General features: G+C 54.6%; 20 protein-coding genes. 11 read left to right on the forward strand and 9 right to left on the reverse strand.

What is annotated here, in order from left to right; all coding sequences use genetic code 11:
• The first annotated feature begins 161 nt into the window (after window positions 1-161).
• The 3 genes from BZK41_RS13935 (at window position 162) to BZK41_RS13950 (ending at window position 3,824) form a co-directional block, all read left to right on the forward strand.
• A complete protein-coding gene (locus BZK41_RS13935) occupies window positions 162-713 on the forward strand; it encodes an NAD(P)H nitroreductase (RefSeq protein ID WP_079938520.1) in 552 nt (183 codons plus the stop codon).
• Between the two features lie 116 nt (window positions 714-829).
• Window positions 830-1,873 (forward strand): selenide, water dikinase SelD, encoded by a 1,044-nt coding sequence (gene selD, locus BZK41_RS13945; RefSeq protein ID WP_079938521.1) that lies wholly within the window; start codon window positions 830-832, stop codon window positions 1,871-1,873.
• A 4-nt stretch (window positions 1,874-1,877) separates the two neighbouring features.
• Window positions 1,878-3,824: a DNA topoisomerase III gene (locus BZK41_RS13950; protein WP_079938522.1), complete on the forward strand. Its 1,947-nt coding sequence runs from the start codon at window positions 1,878-1,880 to the stop codon at window positions 3,822-3,824.
• 88 nt (window positions 3,825-3,912) lie between these two features.
• Here BZK41_RS13950 and gdhA read toward each other — a convergent pair whose 3' ends face one another.
• Window positions 3,913-5,256, reverse strand: coding sequence for an NADP-specific glutamate dehydrogenase (gene gdhA, locus BZK41_RS13955; protein ID WP_003832501.1), 1,344 nt, complete (start codon window positions 5,254-5,256; stop codon window positions 3,913-3,915).
• Window positions 5,257-5,493: 237 nt separating this feature from the next.
• Between gdhA and BZK41_RS13960 the strand changes: the two genes are divergently transcribed.
• Window positions 5,494-5,769: a YnjH family protein gene (locus BZK41_RS13960; RefSeq protein ID WP_003832503.1), complete on the forward strand. Its 276-nt coding sequence runs from the start codon at window positions 5,494-5,496 to the stop codon at window positions 5,767-5,769.
• On the opposite strand, the gene BZK41_RS13965 is transcribed toward BZK41_RS13960, so the two are convergent.
• Window positions 5,729-6,142 (reverse strand): pyrimidine (deoxy)nucleoside triphosphate diphosphatase, encoded by a 414-nt coding sequence (locus tag BZK41_RS13965; RefSeq protein WP_079938581.1) that lies wholly within the window; start codon window positions 6,140-6,142, stop codon window positions 5,729-5,731. The genes BZK41_RS13960 and BZK41_RS13965 overlap by 41 nt on opposite strands.
• Before the next feature lie 79 nt (window positions 6,143-6,221).
• On the opposite strand from BZK41_RS13965, the gene BZK41_RS13970 reads away from it, so the two are divergent.
• On the forward strand, window positions 6,222-6,791 hold the full coding sequence (locus BZK41_RS13970) for a carboxymuconolactone decarboxylase family protein (RefSeq protein WP_079938523.1): 570 nt from the start codon (window positions 6,222-6,224) through the stop codon (window positions 6,789-6,791).
• Window positions 6,784-7,407, forward strand: a complete 624-nt coding sequence (locus BZK41_RS13975) for a CDP-alcohol phosphatidyltransferase family protein (RefSeq protein WP_079938524.1) — start codon at window positions 6,784-6,786, stop codon at window positions 7,405-7,407. Before BZK41_RS13970 ends, BZK41_RS13975 begins: the two co-directional genes overlap by 8 nt.
• Window positions 7,408-7,507: 100 nt before the next feature.
• Here BZK41_RS13975 and BZK41_RS13980 read toward each other — a convergent pair whose 3' ends face one another.
• The 7 genes from BZK41_RS13980 to xthA form a co-directional block, all read right to left on the reverse strand.
• On the reverse strand, window positions 7,508-8,815 hold the full coding sequence (locus BZK41_RS13980) for a sulfurtransferase (RefSeq protein ID WP_079938525.1): 1,308 nt from the start codon (window positions 8,813-8,815) through the stop codon (window positions 7,508-7,510).
• 88 nt (window positions 8,816-8,903) lie between these two features.
• On the reverse strand, window positions 8,904-9,536 hold the full coding sequence (locus tag BZK41_RS13985; RefSeq protein ID WP_079938526.1) for an ATP-binding cassette domain-containing protein: 633 nt from the start codon (window positions 9,534-9,536) through the stop codon (window positions 8,904-8,906).
• Window positions 9,536-11,071: a thiamine ABC transporter permease gene (locus BZK41_RS13990; RefSeq protein ID WP_079938527.1), complete on the reverse strand. Its 1,536-nt coding sequence runs from the start codon at window positions 11,069-11,071 to the stop codon at window positions 9,536-9,538. The genes BZK41_RS13985 and BZK41_RS13990 overlap by 1 nt, the downstream gene beginning before the upstream one ends.
• Entirely contained in the window at window positions 11,044-12,213 is a 1,170-nt protein-coding gene (locus tag BZK41_RS13995; RefSeq protein ID WP_079938528.1) for an ABC transporter substrate-binding protein, read from the reverse strand. Before BZK41_RS13995 ends, BZK41_RS13990 begins: the two co-directional genes overlap by 28 nt.
• Before the next feature lie 32 nt (window positions 12,214-12,245).
• Entirely contained in the window at window positions 12,246-12,947 is a 702-nt protein-coding gene (locus tag BZK41_RS14000) for a TVP38/TMEM64 family protein (protein WP_079938529.1), read from the reverse strand.
• Entirely contained in the window at window positions 12,944-13,627 is a 684-nt protein-coding gene (locus tag BZK41_RS14005; RefSeq protein ID WP_253193763.1) for a TVP38/TMEM64 family protein, read from the reverse strand. The genes BZK41_RS14000 and BZK41_RS14005 overlap by 4 nt, the downstream gene beginning before the upstream one ends.
• 205 nt (window positions 13,628-13,832) lie before the next feature.
• Complete coding sequence (gene xthA / locus BZK41_RS14010) at window positions 13,833-14,639, reverse strand: exodeoxyribonuclease III (protein WP_079938531.1); 807 nt, start codon at window positions 14,637-14,639, stop codon at window positions 13,833-13,835.
• Window positions 14,640-15,083: 444 nt separating this feature from the next.
• Between xthA and BZK41_RS14025 the strand changes: the two genes are divergently transcribed.
• Genes BZK41_RS14025 through astE form a run of 5 tightly spaced genes read left to right on the forward strand, consistent with a single transcriptional unit; the run spans window position 15,084 to window position 21,108 of the window.
• Window positions 15,084-16,304 (forward strand): aspartate aminotransferase family protein, encoded by a 1,221-nt coding sequence (locus BZK41_RS14025; RefSeq protein ID WP_079938532.1) that lies wholly within the window; start codon window positions 15,084-15,086, stop codon window positions 16,302-16,304.
• Window positions 16,301-17,335, forward strand: a complete 1,035-nt coding sequence (gene astA / locus BZK41_RS14030; protein WP_079938533.1) for an arginine N-succinyltransferase — start codon at window positions 16,301-16,303, stop codon at window positions 17,333-17,335. The genes BZK41_RS14025 and astA overlap by 4 nt, the downstream gene beginning before the upstream one ends.
• Window positions 17,332-18,810 carry a succinylglutamate-semialdehyde dehydrogenase gene (astD, locus tag BZK41_RS14035; protein WP_079938534.1) on the forward strand — a complete coding sequence of 493 codons (1,479 nt, stop codon included), beginning with the start codon at window positions 17,332-17,334 and terminating at the stop codon, window positions 18,808-18,810. Before astA ends, astD begins: the two co-directional genes overlap by 4 nt.
• Entirely contained in the window at window positions 18,807-20,150 is a 1,344-nt protein-coding gene (gene astB, locus BZK41_RS14040; RefSeq protein ID WP_079938535.1) for an N-succinylarginine dihydrolase, read from the forward strand. The genes astD and astB overlap by 4 nt, the downstream gene beginning before the upstream one ends.
• Window positions 20,143-21,108 (forward strand): succinylglutamate desuccinylase, encoded by a 966-nt coding sequence (astE, locus tag BZK41_RS14045; RefSeq protein WP_079938536.1) that lies wholly within the window; start codon window positions 20,143-20,145, stop codon window positions 21,106-21,108. The genes astB and astE overlap by 8 nt, the downstream gene beginning before the upstream one ends.
• The last annotated feature ends 315 nt before the right edge of the window (window positions 21,109-21,423 follow it).

Raw genomic sequence — 21,423 nt, forward strand, 5'->3', positions numbered from 1 at the left:
GATTAACAACACGCCATCCCGAAATCCCGGAGAAAGGCGATAAGATGAGGCTATCGTAATGACCCGACAGGCACTTGTCAGCAGGAATCACCGCCTGTGCTGTAACAAAATCCGCTCACGTGTTAATTTTGTGAACAAATCTCATTGTTGGAGTTAAGCAAATGGATGCACTCGAATTACTGATTACCCGTCGTAGCGCCTCTCGTCTCGTCGAGCCGGCCCCGGCAGGAGAGCAACTGCAAAACATTCTGCGGGCGGGAATGCGCGCGCCAGACCACAAAACGCTGCAACCGTGGCAATTTTTTGTCATTGAGGGTGAAGGGCGTGAGCGTTTTAGCGCAGTGCTTGAAAAAGGCGCGATTGCCGCAGGCAGTGATGAGAAAGCCCAGGAAAAAGCGCGCAGCGCACCGTTTCGCGCGCCGCTGATTATTACCGTGGTGGCGAAATGTGAAGAAAACGACAAGGTTCCTCTGTGGGAACAAGAAATGTCTGCCGGTTGTGCGGTGATGGCGATGCAGATGGCCGCAATTGCCCAGGGCTTTGGCGGTATCTGGCGCAGTGGTGCATTAACCGAAAGTGCGGTCGTTCGCGAAGCATTCGACTGTCGCCCGCAAGATAAAATTGTCGGTTTCCTCTATCTGGGCACACCGCAGTTAAAAGCGTCCACGACGATTAACCTTGCCGATCCGGGCGCATTCGTCCGTTATTTCTGATATCAACGGCAAAACTGTCTGGATTCTGAGCAAAGACACCCGAATTCAGACAGTCACTCTTACCACATCATGGAATGAGCGCTACCATATCCGGATTGCAATGACAGGAGATGTCCATGAGCGAGCAAGCTATTCGTTTAACGCAATACAGCCACGGAGCCGGTTGCGGTTGTAAAATTTCCCCAAAAGTGCTGGAAACCATCCTGCACAGCGAGCAGGCGAAGTTTGTTGATCCGAACTTACTGGTGGGTAATGAAACCCGCGACGACGCGGCCGTATACGATCTGGGAAACGGCACCAGCGTTATCAGCACCACCGATTTCTTTATGCCGATTGTCGATAATCCGTTTGATTTTGGCCGCATCGCCGCGACTAACGCCATCAGCGATATTTTCGCTATGGGCGGCAAACCGATTATGGCAATTGCTATTTTGGGCTGGCCGCTTGATAAGCTGGCGCCGGAAATCGCCCGCGAAGTAACTGAAGGCGGGCGCTTTGCCTGCCGTCAGGCGGGTATTGCGCTGGCGGGCGGCCACTCTATTGATGCCCCAGAGCCTATCTTTGGCCTTGCGGTAACCGGCGTTGTGCCGACCGAACGTGTGAAGAAAAACAGCACTGCAGAGGCAGGGTGTAAGTTATTCCTGACCAAGCCTCTGGGGATTGGCGTGCTGACGACAGCAGAGAAAAAATCACTGCTGAAGGAAGAACACAAAGGACTGGCGACGGAAGTGATGTGCCGAATGAACATTGCCGGTGCGGCATTCGCCGATATCGACGGTGTAAAAGCCATGACCGACGTGACCGGTTTTGGTCTGTTAGGGCATCTGAGTGAGATGTGTCAGGGCGCAGGCGTTCAGGCGCAAATCGTCTACCAGGATATTCCTAAGCTGCCTGGCGTTGAAGAATACATCGCCCACGGCGCAGTGCCGGGGGGTACCCAACGTAACTTTGCCAGCTACGGACACCTGATGGGTGAAATGCCGCAATCGGTACGCGATCTGCTGTGCGATCCGCAAACGTCCGGTGGCCTGTTGTTGGCGGTAACGCCGGAAGCTGAAGCCGAAGTGAAAGCGGCAGCGGCGCAGTTCGGTATCGATCTCACCGCCATTGGTGAGTTAGTGGAAGCTCGTGGCGGTCGCGCCATGGTTGAGATTCGTTAACTCGATGCGGTTGTTTATTGCCGAAAAACCAAGTCTGGCGCGTGCTATCGCCGATGTGCTGCCGAAGCCGCATCGCAAAGGCGATGGTTTTATCGAATGCGGAAATGGACAAGTGGTGACCTGGTGTATTGGTCACCTGCTTGAACAGGCGCAGCCGGATGCCTACGACAGTCGTTATGCTCGCTGGAGTCTGGTCGATCTGCCGATTGTCCCTGAAAAGTGGCAACTGCAACCGCGCCCCTCGGTAACCAAACAGCTCAACGTCATTAAGCGCTTTTTGCATGAGGCCAGCGAAGTTATTCACGCCGGTGACCCCGATCGTGAAGGGCAACTGCTGGTGGATGAAGTGCTGGATTACCTGCAACTGGCGCCTGAAAAGCGCCAGAAGGTGCAGCGTTGCCTGATTAACGACCTCAATCCGCAGGCCGTTGAGCGGGCTATTGAGCGTCTGCGTGCCAACAGTGAGTTTATCCCGCTGTGCGTGTCGGCACTGGCGCGAGCGCGTGCGGACTGGCTGTACGGTATCAATATGACGCGCGCTTACACCATTCTTGGACGTAACGCAGGCTATCAGGGCGTACTTTCGGTCGGGCGCGTACAAACGCCGGTGCTCGGGCTGGTTGTGCGTCGCGATGAAGAGATTGAGAATTTCGTTGCCAAAGACTTCTTCGAAGTGAAAGCGCATATCGTAACGCCCGCCGATGAGCGGTTTACCGCTATCTGGCAGCCGAGCGAAGCGTGTGAGCCGTATCAGGATGAAGAAGGGCGCTTGCTGAATCGCACGCTGGCTGAACACGTGGTGAACCGTATTAACGGTCAACCGGCGATAGTCACCAGCTATAACGATAAACGGGAATCAGAATCCGCGCCGTTGCCGTTCTCGCTGTCGGCGTTGCAGATTGAAGCGGCGAAGCGCTTCGGTTTAAGTGCGCAAAACGTTCTGGATATCTGCCAGAAGCTGTATGAAACCCATAAGTTGATTACCTATCCGCGTTCGGATAGCCGTTATCTGCCGGAAGAGCATTTTGCCGGACGTCACGCGGTACTGAACGCGATTAGCGTCCATGCGCCGGATCTGCTCCCGCAACCGGCGGTCAATCCCGATACGCGAAATCGCTGTTGGGACGATAAAAAAGTGGATGCGCACCACGCCATCATTCCTACCGCACGCAGTTCGTCCATTAACCTGAACGACAACGAAGCGAAAATTTACAACCTGATTGCCCGTCAGTATCTGATGCAATTTTGCGCAGATGCGGTATTCAGGAAGTGCGTTATTGAGCTGGATATCGCCAAAGGTAAGTTTGTCGCCAAAGCGCGTTTTCTGGCGGAAGCCGGATGGCGCACGCTGCTCGGTAACAAAGAGCGCGACGAAGATAACGACGGAACGCCGCTGCCGGTGGTGGCAAAAGATGACGAACTGCTGTGCGAAAAAGGCGAAGTGGTTGAACGTCAGACCCAGCCCCCGCGGCACTTTACCGATGCCACGCTGCTGTCAGCGATGACCGGGATTGCGCGATTCGTGCAGGATAAAGATCTGAAGAAGATCCTGCGCGCAACGGATGGTTTAGGTACGGAAGCGACACGTGCCGGAATTATCGAGCTGCTGTTTAAGCGTGGGTTCCTGGTGAAAAAAGGGCGGTATATCCATTCGACCGATGCGGGAAAAGCGCTGTTCCACTCGTTGCCAGAAATGGCGACGCGCCCGGACATGACAGCGCACTGGGAATCTATCCTGACCCAAATCAGCGAAAAGCAGTGTCGCTATCAGGATTTCATGCAACCGCTGGTGGGGACGCTGTATCAGCTTATCGATCAGGCGCGCAGCACACCGGTACGACGCTTCCGTGGGATTGCCGCGCCGGGCGGTAGTGGTGGCGATAAGAAAAAGGGTGCGCCGCGTAAACGTCCGGCGAAAAAAATCCCGCCATCTGAAGAGGCGGGACTGTAACTTTGTAGGCCTGGTAAGCATAGCGCATCAGGCTTAGCCGGATACGGCACCCGTGCTTTATCCGGCCTACTGGCCTGCAGAGATAATATTAAATCACGCCCTGACCCAGCATCGCGTCGGCAACCTTCACGAAACCTGCGATGTTGGCGCCACGTACGTAGTTGGTCTGCTTGCTTTCGCCGCCGTATTCAACGCAGGCATGGTGAATATCCAGCATGATGTGGTGCAGGCGTGCATCCACTTTCTCCGCTTTCCAGCCCAGACGAGCGGCGTTTTGCGCCATTTCCAGACCGGATGTCGCTACGCCACCGGCGTTTGCGGCTTTACCCGGCGCGAATAGTACGCCCGCTTCGAGGAACAGATCGGTAGCTTCGATAGTGGTCGGCATGTTTGCCCCTTCGGCGACAGCTTTCACGCCGTTGGCGATCAGTACGCGTGCTGCATCGACATCCAGTTCGTTCTGAGTGGCGCACGGCAGGGCGATATCGACCGGAACCGACCACGGCTGCTTGCCTTCCAGATAGGTCAGGCCAAATTCACGGGCGTAATCCGCCACGCGACCGTCTCGGCTGTCTTTGATCGCGCACAGACGCGCCAGTTTTTCTTTAGTAAATCCGCTTTCGTCGACCACGGTACCGCTGGAATCGGAGGCGGTAACTACCCGCGCGCCAAACTCCATGGCTTTTTCAATGGCGAATTGCGCTACGTTGCCGGAGCCAGAAACAGCCACGCGCATGCCTTCAAAGCCCAGACCATGACGTTTGAGCATTGCTTCGGTGAAGTACACCAGACCGTAGCCGGTGGCTTCCGGGCGGATCAGGCTGCCGCCGAAAGAGAGACCTTTACCGGTAAAGACACAGGCGCTGTTGTTAGACAGTTTTTTCATCATCCCGGCCATAAAGCCGACTTCACGACCACCCACGCCGATGTCGCCCGCCGGGACGTCGGTATCAGGGCCTAAATGGCGGAACAGTTCGGTCATCAGTGCCTGGCAGAAACGCATGATTTCGCCTTCGCTTTTACCTTTCGGATCGAAATCGCTCCCGCCTTTACCACCGCCCATTGGCAGTGTGGTGAGGGCGTTCTTAAACGTCTGCTCAAAGCCAAGGAATTTCAGGATCGACAGGTTTACTGAAGGGTGGAAACGCATACCGCCTTTGTACGGGCCGATGGCGGAGCTAAACTGTACGCGCCACGCACGGTTAACCTGCACCTGATTGCGATCGTCCAGCCAGACTACGCGGAACTGAATCACGCGCTCCGGTTCAACCAGACGTTCAAGCAACGACATCTGACGATAACGCGGGTTCTGCTCAAGGAAGGGCCACAGCGTCGTCATTACCTCACGAACGGCTTGCGCGAACTCGGTCTGATTCGGGTCGCGCTTTTGCACATGGTTAAGGAATGACTCCAGAGAACATGTCTGATCCATAGATATAAAAACCTCTTATGTATTGATATGGTTATATTTTTGATATTTATGTTATGTGTTGTGCAGTTTTTGACTATACCATCAGCAGTGTGACGTGACGCAAGAAAAAATTAACCCCGCTAAGTAAATTAATATTGCGCCGTGGGTCATAACCAAAAACGATGATGGAAGGGACTAAAGTTTCTGCCGATTTATACCGTTATACTGAGCATAAATGTCAGTTAAAAAGGAAAGACAATGCGCCGTTTAATCATGGCAGGAGCGTTGGTACTGGTTTCCAGCGCGACGCTGGCAAATCAGCTTTATCGCCCGGATGTGCAGGTGAATGTTCCGCCGGAAGTGTTCAGTTCCAGCGGTCAGCGGGCGCAGCCCTGTAGCCAGTGTTGTATTTATCAGGATCAAAACTACTCTGAAGGGGCGGTGATTAAAGCTGATGGCGTTCTGTTGCAGTGCCAGCGCGATGATAAAACGATCAGCACGAATCCGCTGGTCTGGCGGCGCGTAAAAGGATAAACGCCTCTAACAGCGGGATATCGGCGGGCGCCAGCGGATAACGCAGCGCCTCTTCGGGTGAGCACCAGACGATATCCTGATGTTCATGCGCTCTCAGCTCCCCTTGATACGACGGCACATGCCAGGCATGTAGGTGAATAAGTCGGCCTGAAACCTCGCGCTGATGACTGGCAATGTAGCGCCCCACGACTGCCTCAATGCCCAACTCTTCACGCAGTTCACGGATCAGCGCCTCGGGTTGATTTTCACCCGGCTCAACCTTACCGCCGGCCAACTCCCACATGCCTGACTGATCCGCATGTAGCGGACGCTGAGCCAGTAAAATTTTGCCATCACGTTCAATGATAGCGGCGACCACGTCGAGGGTTTTCATCATATTCATCAAGATCTAACAGCAGAAAATGACATACTATCGTTATCTTTGTTTTATCTAAAGTATTCAGGAGCCACCGTTGAACGAACCTCACTCGTGGGTAAAGCCGTTAACGCGTATCCCTTCCAGCTTAAAACCGCTCGTTGCTACGCAGAAAAAACATTATGGCGATGTGCTACATCCCACGCGCTGGTGGGGGCGGATGCCGTTTCTGTTCTGGCTGGTGGCGCTGTTTGTCGGGTTTCTGGAGCGTAAAAAGGCGCGCTTAACGCCGGTGATGCGCGCGCTGTTGATGACCCGAGTTTCTCAGGTGTGCCAATGCGCTTTCTGTGTTGATGCAAATAGTCTACGGCTGGCAGAACGCTGTGGCGCGCTGGATAAAGTCATGCAGGTTGCCAACTGGCAAGATTCGACGCTGTTTAGCGCTGAAGAACGCGTAGCGCTGGCCTATGCCGATGCGGTGACCGCAACGCCTCCACAGGTTGACGATGCGCTGAAAGCGCAGATGAAGCAGCATTTTACCGATGATGTCATTACGGAAATGACCGCGCTGATCGCGTTTCAAAATCTCTCGGCGCGTTTTAATGCTGCTCTCGATATTCCCTCGCAGGGACTGTGCGACAGTTTTAAAGGACGCCCGCATGCTTGACCGTCATCTTCATCCACGATTAAAACCGCTGTTGCATCGGTGCGTAGGCATTATTGATAAACCGGCGATTACCCCGGACGGACTTACGCTGGTCGGTTTTGCTATAGGCGTGCTGGCGTTGCCATTTCTGGCGTTAGGCTGGTATCTGGCGGCGCTGGTGGCCATTGTGCTCAATCGGTTGTTTGACGGGCTGGATGGGGCGCTGGCGCGGCGCAGAGGGCTAACCGACGCTGGCGGATTTCTCGATATCTCGCTCGATTTTCTGTTTTACGCCATAGTGCCGTTTGGTTTTATTATTGCCGCTCCGGCGCAAAATGCGCTGGCTGGCAGTTGGCTGTTGTTCGCATTTATTGGCACTGGTAGCAGCTTTCTGGCCTTCGCCGCACTGGCAGCAAAACATCAGATTGATAACCCCGGTTACGCGCATAAATCGTTTTATTATCTTGGCGGGCTGACAGAAGGAACTGAGACGATTTTGCTGTTTGTGTTGGGGTGTCTGTTCCCGGAGTATTTTGCCGTGCTGGCGTGGGGCTTTGGCGCGTTGTGCTGGATGACAACTTTCACCCGGATCTGGAGCGGATATCTGACGCTGAAAACCGTTCAGCGTCAGGTATAAGGTATTGCGTTGCCGGATGCGCTTCGCTTATCCGGCCTACAACGATGATATATCCAGGCTGGGTAAAGCGCTCTCGCCGCATCCGGCAATAATGCCAGTCTTACTTGCTGGCGTCCGGACCCCGTTCACCGCTGGCGACCGGGTTTTTCGGATTGCTGCTCCACTCGTACCAGCCACCATCGTAAACAGAGACGTTTTTCCAGCCCATCGCGCGGGCATACATAAACGTTTCTGAAGCGCGCCAGCCGGTACCGCAATAGAAAGAGACCTGTTGATTCGGCAGGATATTCCATTGCTTCCACATGGCGGCGATGTCATCCGCGCTGCGCATGGTGCCATCCGGGTTATGGAAATCTTCCATGTGGGTGGAGTCGCTGCCCGCGTGGCCCCAACGCGCGCCTGCGATCTCGCCTTTTGGCTTAATGTAGCTGTAACCGCTGGTGGTACCGACAAATTCCGGCCATGAACGAATGCTCACCAAAGATGCATCCTGGCGATGCAGCAGACCGCGCGCCTGTTCCATATCCAGCATAAGCTGCGGCTGGGCAGGGATTTTCACGCCGAAATCAGGTTCTGGTTTTACCGTTGGCGGAGTGCCGCGTTCGACCGGTAAACCTGAGTCGGACCAGGTTTGCCAACCGCCGTCGAGCAGACGAACGTCTTTCACGCCTGCGTACAGCATTATTTGCGCCACGCGAGCGGCGGCATAGACATCGCGGCCGTATAAAATCACCGTGGTGTCGTGGCGGATACCATGTTTCGCCAGCATCGCTTTAAGCTGCTCGTCGGAAACTTTATTCCACAGCGGTTCGCTTTCAACTTCATTGGTATCAATGTAGCCCGCGCCGGGGATGTGGCTGAGCAGATACAATTTCGGCGCGCCCCAGGCGGCTTCAATCACCTTCCAGTCACCCGCCGGTTTGGCAGTTACGTCTTTACCCTGCTGAAGATCGTCCAGCCACTGTGGGTAAACCAACTGTTCGAAGTGCGGCAGACGTTGCAGACGGGCAGGGTCTGTAAGCGCATCGCTGAGGGTTGAAATCTGGTTAAAGCCAACTTTTTGCAGACGGGATTTAACGGCCTGCATGTCGTTATCGCTACCATACAGCGCCACCGGAGCGTCGGTCTTAAGCTGATGTGACTTAACCCAGGCGCTGAGTTGTTCATCATTCATCTTGTCGAGCCAGGCGGCAGACAGGTTCAGTGCGGAAGGTTCGTGTCCTGAAGGACCATTGAGCGATTGTGGCCAGCCGTTGTAAAAAGCGCTCTGACGGGTATCGATCGCCGCGCCTTGCTTTTGCTGTAACTGGTTGAGGGTGAGCGTCTGTGCTGTTTCAGCAGCCCAGGAAGAAGCGCAAGCGAGCCCTAAAGCCAGTGCCAGCGCGGTCATTAGAGAAACACGTTTCATCGAATAGCCCGACGTTGAAAAAAAGAAGACGACATTCTGTGCCGCCAGTTACGTAAAAACTTTGCGTTAACGCAGCATATCGCCACATTCACGCCCAGTTTTCCATCTGAAATACGCGGCCTGCTGGCGGGACGTCCTGCGTGTCATGGGTTACCTGTACCACCGGTATCCCCAGCTTACGCACCTCGGTGAAGACCCACTGGCGGAAGGTATCGCGCAGCGACGCATCCAGCCTGCTAAAGGGTTCATCGAGTAATAGCGCCTGGGGCTGCGCCAATAGCGCGCGAAGCAGGGCGATACGCGAGCGTTGCCCACCGGAGAGCGATGCCGGATCGCGCGAGTAAAATCCAGCCAGGTCCGCGCGCGTGAGTGCGCTTTCTACAGCATGGCGTCTGGCGGGACCTTGCAGGCTGGCGGGTAAGGCCAGCAGTAAATTCTGCCCAACGCTGAAATGGTCAAACAGCAGCGCATCCTGGAACAAAATGCCAATCTGGCGCTGCGCGGTAGGTAACGTGTCGATGCGTCGTTCATTGAGCCACAGTTCGCCTGAGGCACGAAACTGAGGAGACAACGCCCCAATCATCCATGAAAATAGCGAAGATTTCCCGCTGCCGGAAGGCCCCATAATAGTGACAATGTCACATCTATTTACCTGAAAATTAACGTCCTTCACCAGCGCTTTCGCGCCCTGATACAACGAAACGCCTCGTACGGTAAGCATTAGCGGAGTCCTTGTCGAAAACGGCCGATCCACGCGGCGAGAAAGGCTGCGAGTGCGAAAACGAGCAGTGGTAGAAGAAGCTGCCACAACGCTTGTGTTGCCAGAATCGCACTGCTACCGCCGCTGCTTAATGCCACCGCTTCGGTGGTCAACGTGGGATAGCGTCCGGCACCTAGCCACAGCGTTGGCATATACTGGGCGATACTAACCGAGAAGCCCACCGCGAAGGCAATCAATGCCGGGCGCGCCAGCTGCGGGCATTTCACCAGCCAGAATATCCGCCCCCGCGTCCAGCCCAGCGTTTGCGCAATCAAAATTATTCGTGGGTCAATGCGCTGCCACGCCGGTTTAAGCACAAACAGCATCCAGGGTATCACCCACAGCAGGTGGCCCCAGATAATGGTTGTCATTAGTCCATCTTGTCCGGCATATAACGCCAGCAGATATTGTCCGGTTACCAGCGGTAGCGCAGGCAAAATGAGCGGTAGCCAGATCCAGCGGTGTCCGGTTTGTGGACCCCATTCCAGCCAGGCAAAAAGTATCATTAGCGCCAGCACGCTGGAAAGGAGTCCCAGTTGCAGGCTATTGCTGAGCGCCTCGTGGTTTAGCGAGGAATAGCTGGCGATAAGCGTCAGTACCAGCACGCATACCACACCGCTGACGGGCAAAATCTGTACCAGCGGGCGTGCGATTGTCGCGGATGAAAAATGCAGGCGTTCACCGTTTACAGCCGGGATAGTACGTCGCCAGGCGCGCCAGAGCAGATAACCCACCAGCGCGATAATGAGGAGCAACAGCACCAGCAACAGGCTGGCGAGTGCGCCTTTCGCCTGCTGTTCGATATCGCCCTGACTGAGCCACTGCCAACTCAATACGGCAAGCGTTGGCGGATTGCCGGGGCCAAGAACGATTGCCACATCCACAACGGAGAGCGACCAGGCGACAATCGCCAGCATAGCTTTGCCTAATGCCGGGCCAATAGCGGGCAGTACCAGCCAGTTCAGGCATTGCAGTCGGCTGTAACCCAGCGAATCCAATACGATAACCTGCTGCGAAAGTTGTTTTTCACTCAGTAGAGCCGAGAGTATCCATAACAAAAAAGCGCTCTCTTTCACCGCCAGCGTTACGCCAAGTCCAATACCGTAGCGGTCCGGCTGGGGACTGAGGAACGGGAGCCATTGCCAAAGCATACCGCCTTCGGCAAAAACCAACAGCACGCTGGTGGCGAAGGCAACATGCGGGATCGCCAGCAGCCACGGAAGACGGGTGCACAGCCGCGCCCAGCCTGCGCCGGGCCATAAAGTGAGGATCGCCAGTAGCGCGATGATCAGCGCACCGCCAGCCGCGAGGCCTACGGAAACCAGCGTTGCCAGTAACGCCTGCGGGAGCTGAGGATCGGCAAAGAGCGCCAGCCAGTGCGCGGTACTAAGCGCTGGTGTTACCAGAGACCCTGCCGCAGGCACCAACGGCAGATAAACTGCCGCCATGATGGCCCAGAGTAGCAGAATTAATGTGTACCGTAGCGGCGTAGCCATTCTTGTTCCAGAGCGTTTACCCAGGCTGCATGCGGTTCTGGCAGCACGGCAGGGAGCCCCTGTGGGATCCGCGTCAGCAGCGCATCACGCTGTTCGTCAGGTAATTTTTGTGGATCAAGCACCGAAGGATCTCCCCAGACAGCCGGGTCAGCTTTGCGCAGTTGTGCTTCAGGAGAAAGCAGGAAGTTTGCCACGACTTTTGCTCCGGCACTGGCGTGGGCATTCGCCGGAATGGCAACAAAGTGCACGTTGCCGAGCATGCCCTGTGAGAAACCAAAACTGTAGCTGCTTTTAGGCAATTCGCCGCTGGCTACTTTTTGCTGCGCGTGGGCCGGGTTAAAGGTCAATGATAAACGCAGGGTGCCGCTATTGAGCAGCGCATCCATTCGTGCTGGCGTGGGCGGAAAATCTTTGCCTTCACGCCAAAGTACAGGGTGCAAGGTATCAAGATACTGCCACAATGGCGCGGTAACCTCGGCGAATGTCGCTGCATCAGGCGCAACTTTCAATGCCTGTGGTTTGGTGGTGAGCGATATTAACAGCTGTTCAAGGAAAGCCGTTCCGGTAAAGTCTGGCGGGCGCGGATAAGTCACCGTGCCAGGGTGCGCCTGCGCAAATTCAAGCAGTGCCTGCGGAGATTGCGGCGGCTGCGCGGTGAGATCTCGCCGGGCAATAAAGGTGAGTTGGGCACCGCCCCATGGTGATTCCGCCCCCTCTGTTGGAACGGAGAAATCTTCGGTCACCGGTTTTTGTGTATCAACATAGCGCCAGTTAGGCAGCGATTGCGCCCACTGGGTTTGCAGCAGCCCGGCTTCTTTCAAGGTACGGAAGTTTTCGCCGTTAACCCACAGTAAATCGACAGAGCCGCCGCTTTTTCGCCCGGATGCCGATTCCGTCTGGATGCGTTTTACGGCATCGGCGGCGTCCGCCAGGCGCACGATCTTCAGGTTAATGGCGTAATGCGTTTTCATCTCGCCGCTAACCCAGTCGAGATACTGGTTAACTGCATTATCGCCACCCCAGGCGTTGAACCACACCGTTTGGCCGTGGGCGTCATTTTTGATTTGTTGCCAGCTGGCGTCCTGGGCAAACGTCGCCAGCGGGCAGAGCAACAAACTCAGACTCAATAAGCAGTAACGCATAATATCTCCATGGCTAAAAATGAGGGAAGGTTTCAGCTTTTTTCCCGTTGACGCTCAAGATAAAGGCTTCTCGCCACCGATATCACCACGCTCAGGGCAAACAGGACAAACAGACCCGTCACAAACCAAAATGTGCCACCGGTTAACAGGCTTCCCGCCCATGAGTAGACGATAGTGGCGGGTAACTGTCCGATGCCTGTGGCGATGAAAAAATGGCGAAAACGAATTGAGGTCAGGCCTGCCGCGTAGCTTACCGGGTCGAACGGCACAAAAGGTAACAGGCGGCAGACCAGAATAGTGTGCTTACCATAGCGCTCGAAAAAAGCGTCCATATTGTTCAGCACCATTTTTCCGGTTAGCTTTTCCACCGCCCCCCGGCCTAAAATGCGGGCAATAAAAAAGCACAGCGCCGCGCCTGCCATTGCGCTGCTCCAGGATAGTACGCCGCCCCAAAATGCGCCAAACAGCGAGGCATTGGCAAACGTGATCACAAACGCAGGAAGCGGTGCAACGACGGCCTGTAAGATCATCAGGAAGAACGACACCACCGCCGCCTGGGTTCCGTAAGAACGAATGAAGTTCTCAAGAGCATGCTGATCGAGCGTGGTAAATGCCGCAAGGCTGCCGTGGAGAAAATCGCTCACGCCAGGTATCCATGCCCACGCCATTAGCGCGAGCAGCAGCAGGACAAGCAAGCTTATCTGGTAATAGCGTGTCAGCCGCGATTTTTTCATTTTGATCGCTTCCCCGCGCACTCATGACTGGCCGACGGATCAATATGCTTATGCCGGGCCCAGGCTTTGGCTGCCTGAACGAGGGCGAATAACGCCAGCCCCGCCACGCTGAGCTTACCGATAAATGCCAGGGTAATGCCTTCGCTGGCGAGCTCATGCGACATCAGCGTATAGATAAAGATACCGGGTAAGGTGGTAAATGCCGATATTACGGTAAATGACCAGAACGGAATGGCCGTCAGCCCATAGGCGTAATTTTGAATATTATAGGGGAACAGCGGCACGAGCCGGGTCAGGATCAGAAAGTCTACTCCGCTATGGGCAATGCCTTTTTCTATAGACTGAAACGTCGCCGTGTGCCCAACGTATTTCAGTAGTAGATCCCGTCCAAGCCAGCGAGCCAGCAAAAACGACAGCGCCGAGGCCACGGTTGCTGCCACTAACGAGATAAGCGTCCCAGCCAGGGGGCCAAACAGCACACCGCTGACGATCACCAGGATGCTACCAGGGATCAGACACAGCGCAGCAACAATAAACAGCAGGATATAAAGCGTATAGCCGAACATACCGCTTTGGCGGATGACGTCTTGTAAATGATGGAAATTGGTTATCAGGTCGGTCAGACCATAATGATGGAAAACTCCCGCCAGAACGCAGAACAGGACCGCGACAATCAGCAGCCGGTATTCGGCTTTATGCGAACTTCTTTTTCATGGGGGTTCTCCTGTAAAACCGAGTGCAATGGAGCATTTTCGTCAGCGAAAAGAGCGCGCGAAGATATAATAAATTTCCGGCCGCAACAATGTATTACCGTCGCTTTATTGATTTTGCACAGAATAAACTGACTCTCCAGGCCGGGCCCGGAGAGTAAAAAGACACAAACGGTCAGACGCGGAATTTAGCCCATACAGGCGCATGGTCGGACGGTTTTTCCATGCTGCGAATTTCATAGTCGATGCCGGTTTCTTCACAGCGTTCCGCCAGCGGGTTGCTCGCCAGCAGCAGATCGATACGCAGGCCACGGTTATCGTCAAAGCCTTTTGAGCGATAATCAAACCATGAGAACTGGTCATTCTTTTCAGGATTTGCGTGACGGTAGGTATCCACCAGACCCCAGCCCAGCAGGCGTTCCATCCATTCACGCTCCTCCGGCAGGAAGGAGCATTTTCCGGTACGCAGCCAGCGTTTACGGTTCTCTTCGCCGATGCCGATATCGAGGTCGGTTGGGCTAATATTCATATCGCCCATGATCAATACCGGATTGTCGCGCTTCAGCTCTGTCTCCAGATAGTTTTGCAGGTTCTGATAAAACGCGGCTTTGGCCGGGAATTTGGTTTCATGGTCACGGCTTTCGCCCTGCGGGAAATAGCCGTTGATCACCGTTATATTGCCCAGAGGGGACGGAATTTCTGCCATGATGATACGACGCTGCGCTTCTTCGTCATCGCCCGGGAAGCCACGACGTACCGCAATTGGCGTTTCTTTCGTTAACAGCGCCACACCGTAATGACCTTTCTGGCCGTGATAAAAGACGTTGTAACCGAGCTTTGCTACCTCTTCGAGAGGGAACATATCGTCGTGGACTTTTGTCTCCTGTAAGCCAATAACATCCGGTTGGTGTTTTTCAACAATGGCTGCCAGTTGATGGGGACGGGCACGCAGGCCGTTGATATTAAAAGAGACAAATTTCATAGTCGCTGCCACTTTGCAAGATGAATAGTGCAAGGATGGTAGCAGAATTTCAGCAAGCTGACTGCTTCTTGTCACCTGATTCCAACAATGATTGCTAATGGCGTTAACGATGGAGCAAAAACTGCACCGTTTTGGCGCGAAGCGCGTCGGAATGGAGCAATAATTTCCGAAAAATTTCGTATACGATCACAATTCCAGAATTATATTTGGCGACTGAATAAAACTGCGTTTTTTCCTCTGTTTAGTCGCCTGATGCGCAAACATATTCACTTTATATGCACATGCAGTGAATATCGCCACGTTGTAACCTGTTGATATTCCGTCATCGACCTCCGTTTATGCACTTTTTTCGCTGGCTGGCACGAACCCTGCAATCTACATTTACACCGCAAACACTATATTTATTAACATATAAATAACCTTTTATTTACCGTTGAGGTCGCTATGTCTCTGTCAATTACGCGTGAAAATTTTGATGAATGGATGATGCCCGTATACGCTCCGGCCCCTTTTATTCCGGTGCGGGGTGAAGGTTCACGTCTGTGGGATCAGCAGGGTAAAGAGTATATCGATTTCGCGGGAGGCATTGCGGTTAACGCGCTGGGTCACGCCCACCCGGCATTGCGCGAGGCATTAAACGACCAGGCGAGCAAATTCTGGCATACGGGAAATGGCTACACCAACGAGCCGGTATTGCGTCTGGCGAAAAAGCTGATTGACGCCACCTTCGCCGAGCGCATTTTCTTCTGTAACTCCGGTGCAGAAGCCAACGAAGCGGCACTAAAACTGGCGCGTAAATATGCCCACGATCGTTTTGGCAGCCAGAAGAGCGGGATTGTGGCGTTTAAAAATGCATTCCATGGCCGCACGCTGTTTACCGTCAGCGCCGGAGGACAGCCCGCTTATTCACAGGATTTCGCGCCGCTGCCGCCGGATATCCGTCATGCCGTATACAACGATCTCGATTCTGCCAGCCAACTGATTGATGACACCACCTGTGCGGTTCTCGTGGAGCCAGTGCAGGGCGAAGGCGGTGTGGTACCGGCAACAGAAGCCTTTTTGCAGGGGCTACGTGAGTTATGCGATCGCCATAATGCACTGCTGATTTTTGATGAAGTTCAGACCGGCGTTGGCCGTACCGGGGAGCTGTATGCCTATATGCACTACGGCGTGACGCCGGATCTGCTGACGACAGCAAAAGCGCTGGGCGGTGGTTTCCCCATCGGCGCACTGCTGGCGACAGAGCGTTGCGCCAGCGTGATGACGGTTGGCACGCACGGTACAACGTACGGCGGAAACCCGCTGGCGACGGCGGTGGCGGGTAGACTGCTGGAAATTGTTAACACACCGGAAGTGCTCAACGGAGTAAAGCAGCGCCACGACTGGTTTGTGGAGCGTATTAACGCTATTAACGAACGTTTTGGACTGTTTAGTGAAATTCGTGGACTCGGGCTGCTGATCGGCTGCGTGCTGAACGCGGAATTTGCCGGGAAAGCGAAACTCATCTCGCAAGAAGCGGCTGTTGCCGGGGTGATGGTACTGATTGCTGGCGCTAACGTGGTGCGTTTTGCGCCAGCGCTCAACGTCAGCGAAGAAGAAGTCGCCACCGGACTGGATCGCTTTGCGCTGGCCTGCGAACGTATTAAAGCAGGAGGTTCATCATGATGGTGATTCGTCCCATTGAACGCGCGGATATCACCGCGTTGATGCAGCTTGCCAGTAAAACCGGCGGCGGGTTGACCTCGCTACCGGCGAATGAAGCTACGCTGCTGGCGCGTATCGAACGTTCACTCCAAACCTGGCGCGGTGAGTTGCCAAAAAGTGAGCAGGGATATGTGTTTGTGCTTGAAGACAGTACCAGCGGAACCGTGGCCGGGATTTGCGCCATTGAGGTGGCGGTAGGGCTTAACGATCCCTGGTACAACTATCGGGTCGGTACGCTGGTCCACGCCTCGAAAGAGCTGAATGTCTATAACGCGCTGCCGACACTGTTTCTGAGTAACGATCACACAGGCAGCAGCGAGCTTTGCACTCTGTTTCTCGATCCGGACTGGCGAAAAGAAGGCAACGGCTATTTGCTGTCAAAATCGCGCTTTATGTTTATGGCGGCCTTTCGCGACCGATTTAATGAGAAGGTCGTGGCCGAGATGCGTGGCGTGATTGATGAGCACGGTTACTCGCCGTTCTGGCAAAGCCTCGGTAAACGCTTTTTCTCAATGGAGTTCAGCCGGGCGGATTTTCTCTGCGGAACAGGACAGAAAGCCTTTATTGCTGAACTGATGCCCAAACATCCTATTTATACTCATTTTCTGTCTGATGAAGCGCAAGACGTGATTGGTCAGGTGCATCCGCAAACTGCCCCGGCGCGGGCGGTGCTGGAGAAAGAAGGATTTCGCTACCGCAACTATGTCGATATTTTCGACGGCGGGCCGACGCTGGAATGCGATATCGACCGGGTTCGGGCTATTCGTAAAAGCAGGCTGGTGGAAGTGGCGGAAGGTCAGCCAGCAACCGGCGATTATCCGGCCTGTCTGGTTGCCAATGAAAACTATCAAAACTTCCGCGTCATGCTGGTTCGCGCAGATCCGGATACCCAACGTCTGGTACTGACGGCGGCACAACTGGATGCCCTGAAATGCCACGCGGGCGACCAGGTACGTTTTGTACGTCTTTGTGCAGAGGAGAAAGCAGCATGACTCTATGGATAAACGGTGACTGGGTGACGGGCCTGGGCGAGCGTCGGGTGAAAACCAACCCTGTAAGCGGTGATGTGCTGTGGCACGGTAATGATGCCGATGCAACGCAGGTGGCGCAAGCGTGCCAGGCCGCGCGTGCAGCCTTTGCCGGTTGGGCTAGACAGCCCTTCAGCGCACGCCAGGCTATTGTTGAAAAATTTGCCTCATTGCTGGAAAGCAACAAGACCGAGCTAACCCAGATTATTGCCCAGGAAACCGGCAAACCACGCTGGGAAGCCGCGACTGAACTGACGGCGATGATCAATAAAATCGCCATCTCCGTCAAAGCTTACCATGCCCGTACCGGTGAGCAGCACAGCGAACTACCGGATGGCGCGGCAACGTTGCGCCATCGCCCACACGGCGTGCTGGCGGTTTTTGGTCCGTATAACTTCCCCGGTCATTTACCCAATGGTCATATCGTTCCGGCATTGCTGGCAGGCAATACGTTGATTTTCAAACCCAGCGAGTTGACGCCGTGGACCGGTGAAGCAGTAACAAAGCTGTGGGAACAGGCGGGGTTGCCGCCGGGCGTGCTGAATCTGGTGCAGGGCGGACGCGAAACGGGGCAGGCGTTAAGCGCACTGGAAGACCTCGATGGTTTGCTGTTTACCGGCAGTGCGAATACCGGTTATCAGTTGCATCGGCAGTTATCCGGCCAGCCGGAAAAAATCCTCGCCCTGGAGATGGGGGGTAATAACCCGCTGATTATTGAGAATCCGGAGGATATTGATGCTGCAGTACATCTGACCATTCAGTCCGCATTTGTCACCGCCGGACAGCGCTGTACCTGTGCCCGCCGCCTGCTCGTAAAAAAAGGCGCGCAGGGTGATGCGTTCCTGACGCGTCTGGTGGAGGTTAGTCAGCGTTTAATGCCCGGCAACTGGGATGCACAACCCCAGCCGTTTATGGGTGGGCTGATTTCCGAACAGGCTGCGCAGCACGTCTATGATGCCTGGCAGCGTCTGGCGTCGTTGGGTGGCCGTACGCTGTTAGCACCACGTCTGGTGAACGCCGGAACGTCACTGCTGACCCCTGGAATCATCGAACTGACCGGGGCGGGGAACGTACCTGATGAAGAGGTTTTTGGCCCGCTGCTCGGCGTCTGGCGTTATGACAGCTTTGATGATGCGATTCGTATGGCGAACAACACCCGCTTTGGACTGTCGTGTGGGTTAGTTTCGCCCGATCGCGGCCAGTTTGAACAGCTATTGCTGGAGGCGCGGGCAGGGATCGTCAACTGGAATAAGCCGTTAACCGGCGCGGCGAGTACAGCACCGTTTGGCGGCGTTGGCGCTTCCGGGAACCATCGCGCCAGCGCGTGGTATGCCGCAGATTATTGCGCCTGGCCGATGGCAAGTCTGGAATCTCCGGCCTTAACGCTGCCAACGGCGCTTAGCCCCGGACTGGATTTTTCCCGCGAGGATAAGCTATGAAAGCCCGTGAGGTAAATTTTGATGGTCTGGTGGGACTGACTCACCACTATGCTGGATTGTCATTTGGTAATGAGGCTTCAACCAAACATCGATTTCAGGTGTCGAACCCGCGTCTGGCGGCGAAGCAGGGTCTGCTAAAGATGAAAGCGCTGGCGGATGCGGGATTCCCTCAGGCGGTGATCCCGCCCCACGAGCGTCCTTTTATTCCGGTTCTGCGTCGGTTGGGTTTTAGCGGCAGTGACGAACAGGTGCTGGAGAAAGTGGCGCGTCAGTCGCCTCACTGGCTCTCCAGTGCCAGCTCCGCATCGTCTATGTGGGTAGCGAATGCGGCAACGGTTTGCCCTTCGGCAGATTCGCTGGATGGGAAAGTGCATCTGACGGTGGCGAATCTGAATAATAAGTTCCACCGTTCGCTGGAAGCGCCTACTACCGAAGCATTGTTACGGGCGATTTTCCGTGATGAGAATAGCTTTGCGGTCCACGGTGCGTTACCCCAGGTTGCGCTTTTCGGTGATGAAGGGGCGGCAAACCATAACCGCCTCGGTGGAGATTACGGCGATCCGGGTGTACAGCTATTTGTTTACGGTCGTGAAGAAGGTAATGCATCCCAGCCGAAGCGCTATCCGGCAAGGCAATCCCGTGAGGCTAGTGAGGCGGTCGCCCGCCTGAATCAGGTTAACCCGCATCAGCGCATTTTTGCTCAGCAAAACCCGGACGTCATCGATCTTGGCGTGTTTCATAACGATGTGATAGCGGTGTCAAATCGCCAGGTGCTGTTTTGTCATCAGCAGGCGTTTGTCAGACAGCAGGCGTTGTTAGAGCAGTTGCGCAGTCAGGTGGCAGGTTTTACCCCGCTGGAAGTCCCGACTGCGGAGGTGTCGGTGCAGGATGCTGTGACCACCTATCTGTTTAACAGTCAGCTGCTGAGTCGTGATGACGGCTCGATGATGCTGGTCCTGCCGCAGGAGTGTCGGGAGCATGCTGGCGTGTGGCGGTATTTGAACCGTCTTCTCGAGGAAGACAATCCGATCGATGACCTGCGGGTATTCGATCTGCGTGAAAGTATGTCCAACGGCGGCGGTCCGGCCTGCTTGCGCCTGAGAGTGGTGCTCACCCCACAGGAACAGCAGGCGGTGAATCCGGCGGTTATCATGAACGATACGCTGTTTAACACGTTGAATAACTGGGTTGACCGTTACTATCGCGATCGTCTTACCGCCGCCGACCTTGCCGACCCACAGCTGTTGCGCGAGGGGCGTGAAGCGCTGGATTCGCTGACACAATTGCTCAACCTCGGCTCTGTGTATCCTTTCCAGCAGGAGGGGATGCGCCATGGATAACTTTCTGGCTATTACGCTCGCAGGCGCCACTCCAGAGAAAACGCAAGGAACCACTCATGGTTTTGACTGGCAGTGGATCGGTCACGGAATTCTGGAACTGACGCCGCTTGTACCCGTTGAACATTCTCTGGTGCTGTCTGCGGGGAGCCATGGCAATGAAACCGCGCCGGTAGAGATACTCGATTCATTGCTTTCCAGGCTGTTTAGCGGCGAGCTGATACTGACATGGCGGCTGCTGGTGATTCTGGGAAACCCGCAGGCGCTGGCGGCGGGAAAACGGTATTGTCATAGCGATCTGAATCGTATGTTTGGCGGCCGGTGGCAGATTTTTACCGCGAGTGAAGAAACGCACCGAGCTCATGAGCTTGAGCTGTGTCTGGAAGATTTTTATTCGCGGGCGAAAGAGCCAGCACGCTGGCACCTGGATCTGCACACCGCGATCCGTGGTTCACAGCATCTGCGCTTTGGCGTATTGCCACAACGCAACGTTGCCTGGGACGAGGGTTTTCTTGAATGGCTGGGAGATGCGGGACTAGAGGCGCTGGTTTTTCATCAGACGCCTGGCGGCACGTTCACCCATTTTAGCGCTGAACACTTTGGTGCACTGGCCTGCACGCTGGAACTGGGTAAAGCGTTGCCGTTCGGACAAAACGATCTGTCCCGGTTTGCCCAGACGGCAGATGCGCTGGCGAAGCTGCTGGAGGGCGAGCGAGTACTGACGGGAGCACCATCCCCGCTGCGCTACCGCGTAGTGTCGCAAATCACACGTCGTAGCGATGATTTTATTCTCCATATGGATAACCAGACGCTCAACTTTACCCCCTTTAAAGAGGGGACCTTGCTGGCGCAGGACGGAGATGAACGTTTTATTGTCACCCATGATGTTGAATACGTTCTCTTTCCGAACCCTAACGTGGCCTGCGGTTTACGTGCCGGATTGATGCTCGAAAAGTTGTGATAAATATATTTGCCCTGCAGGTTTATCCTTTAGGGCTTATTTTTGCGTGCTGTTTTTATTTATTACGGATTATTCCTGGTGAATTGCTTTCTTAATAATCAGAGTTCGGGTATAGTTCTTCATAATCCTTTCAAAATCATCCTGTTGTAATTTTTTATTGCAACTCTCCGCAATTTATTCTTTTTTTCTTCATAATTGATGAAAGTTTGTTTTTTACACTTTCACTGTTTTACCGTTGCTCTGATTAATTGACGCTTAAGCCGGTAAAGTTAATCTCGTCAACACGACATCACATTGCATAAGAGTCGCATGAGT

Source organism: Citrobacter sp. A316 (assembly GCF_002042945.1).
Lineage (GTDB): Bacteria > Pseudomonadota > Gammaproteobacteria > Enterobacterales > Enterobacteriaceae > Citrobacter > Citrobacter portucalensis.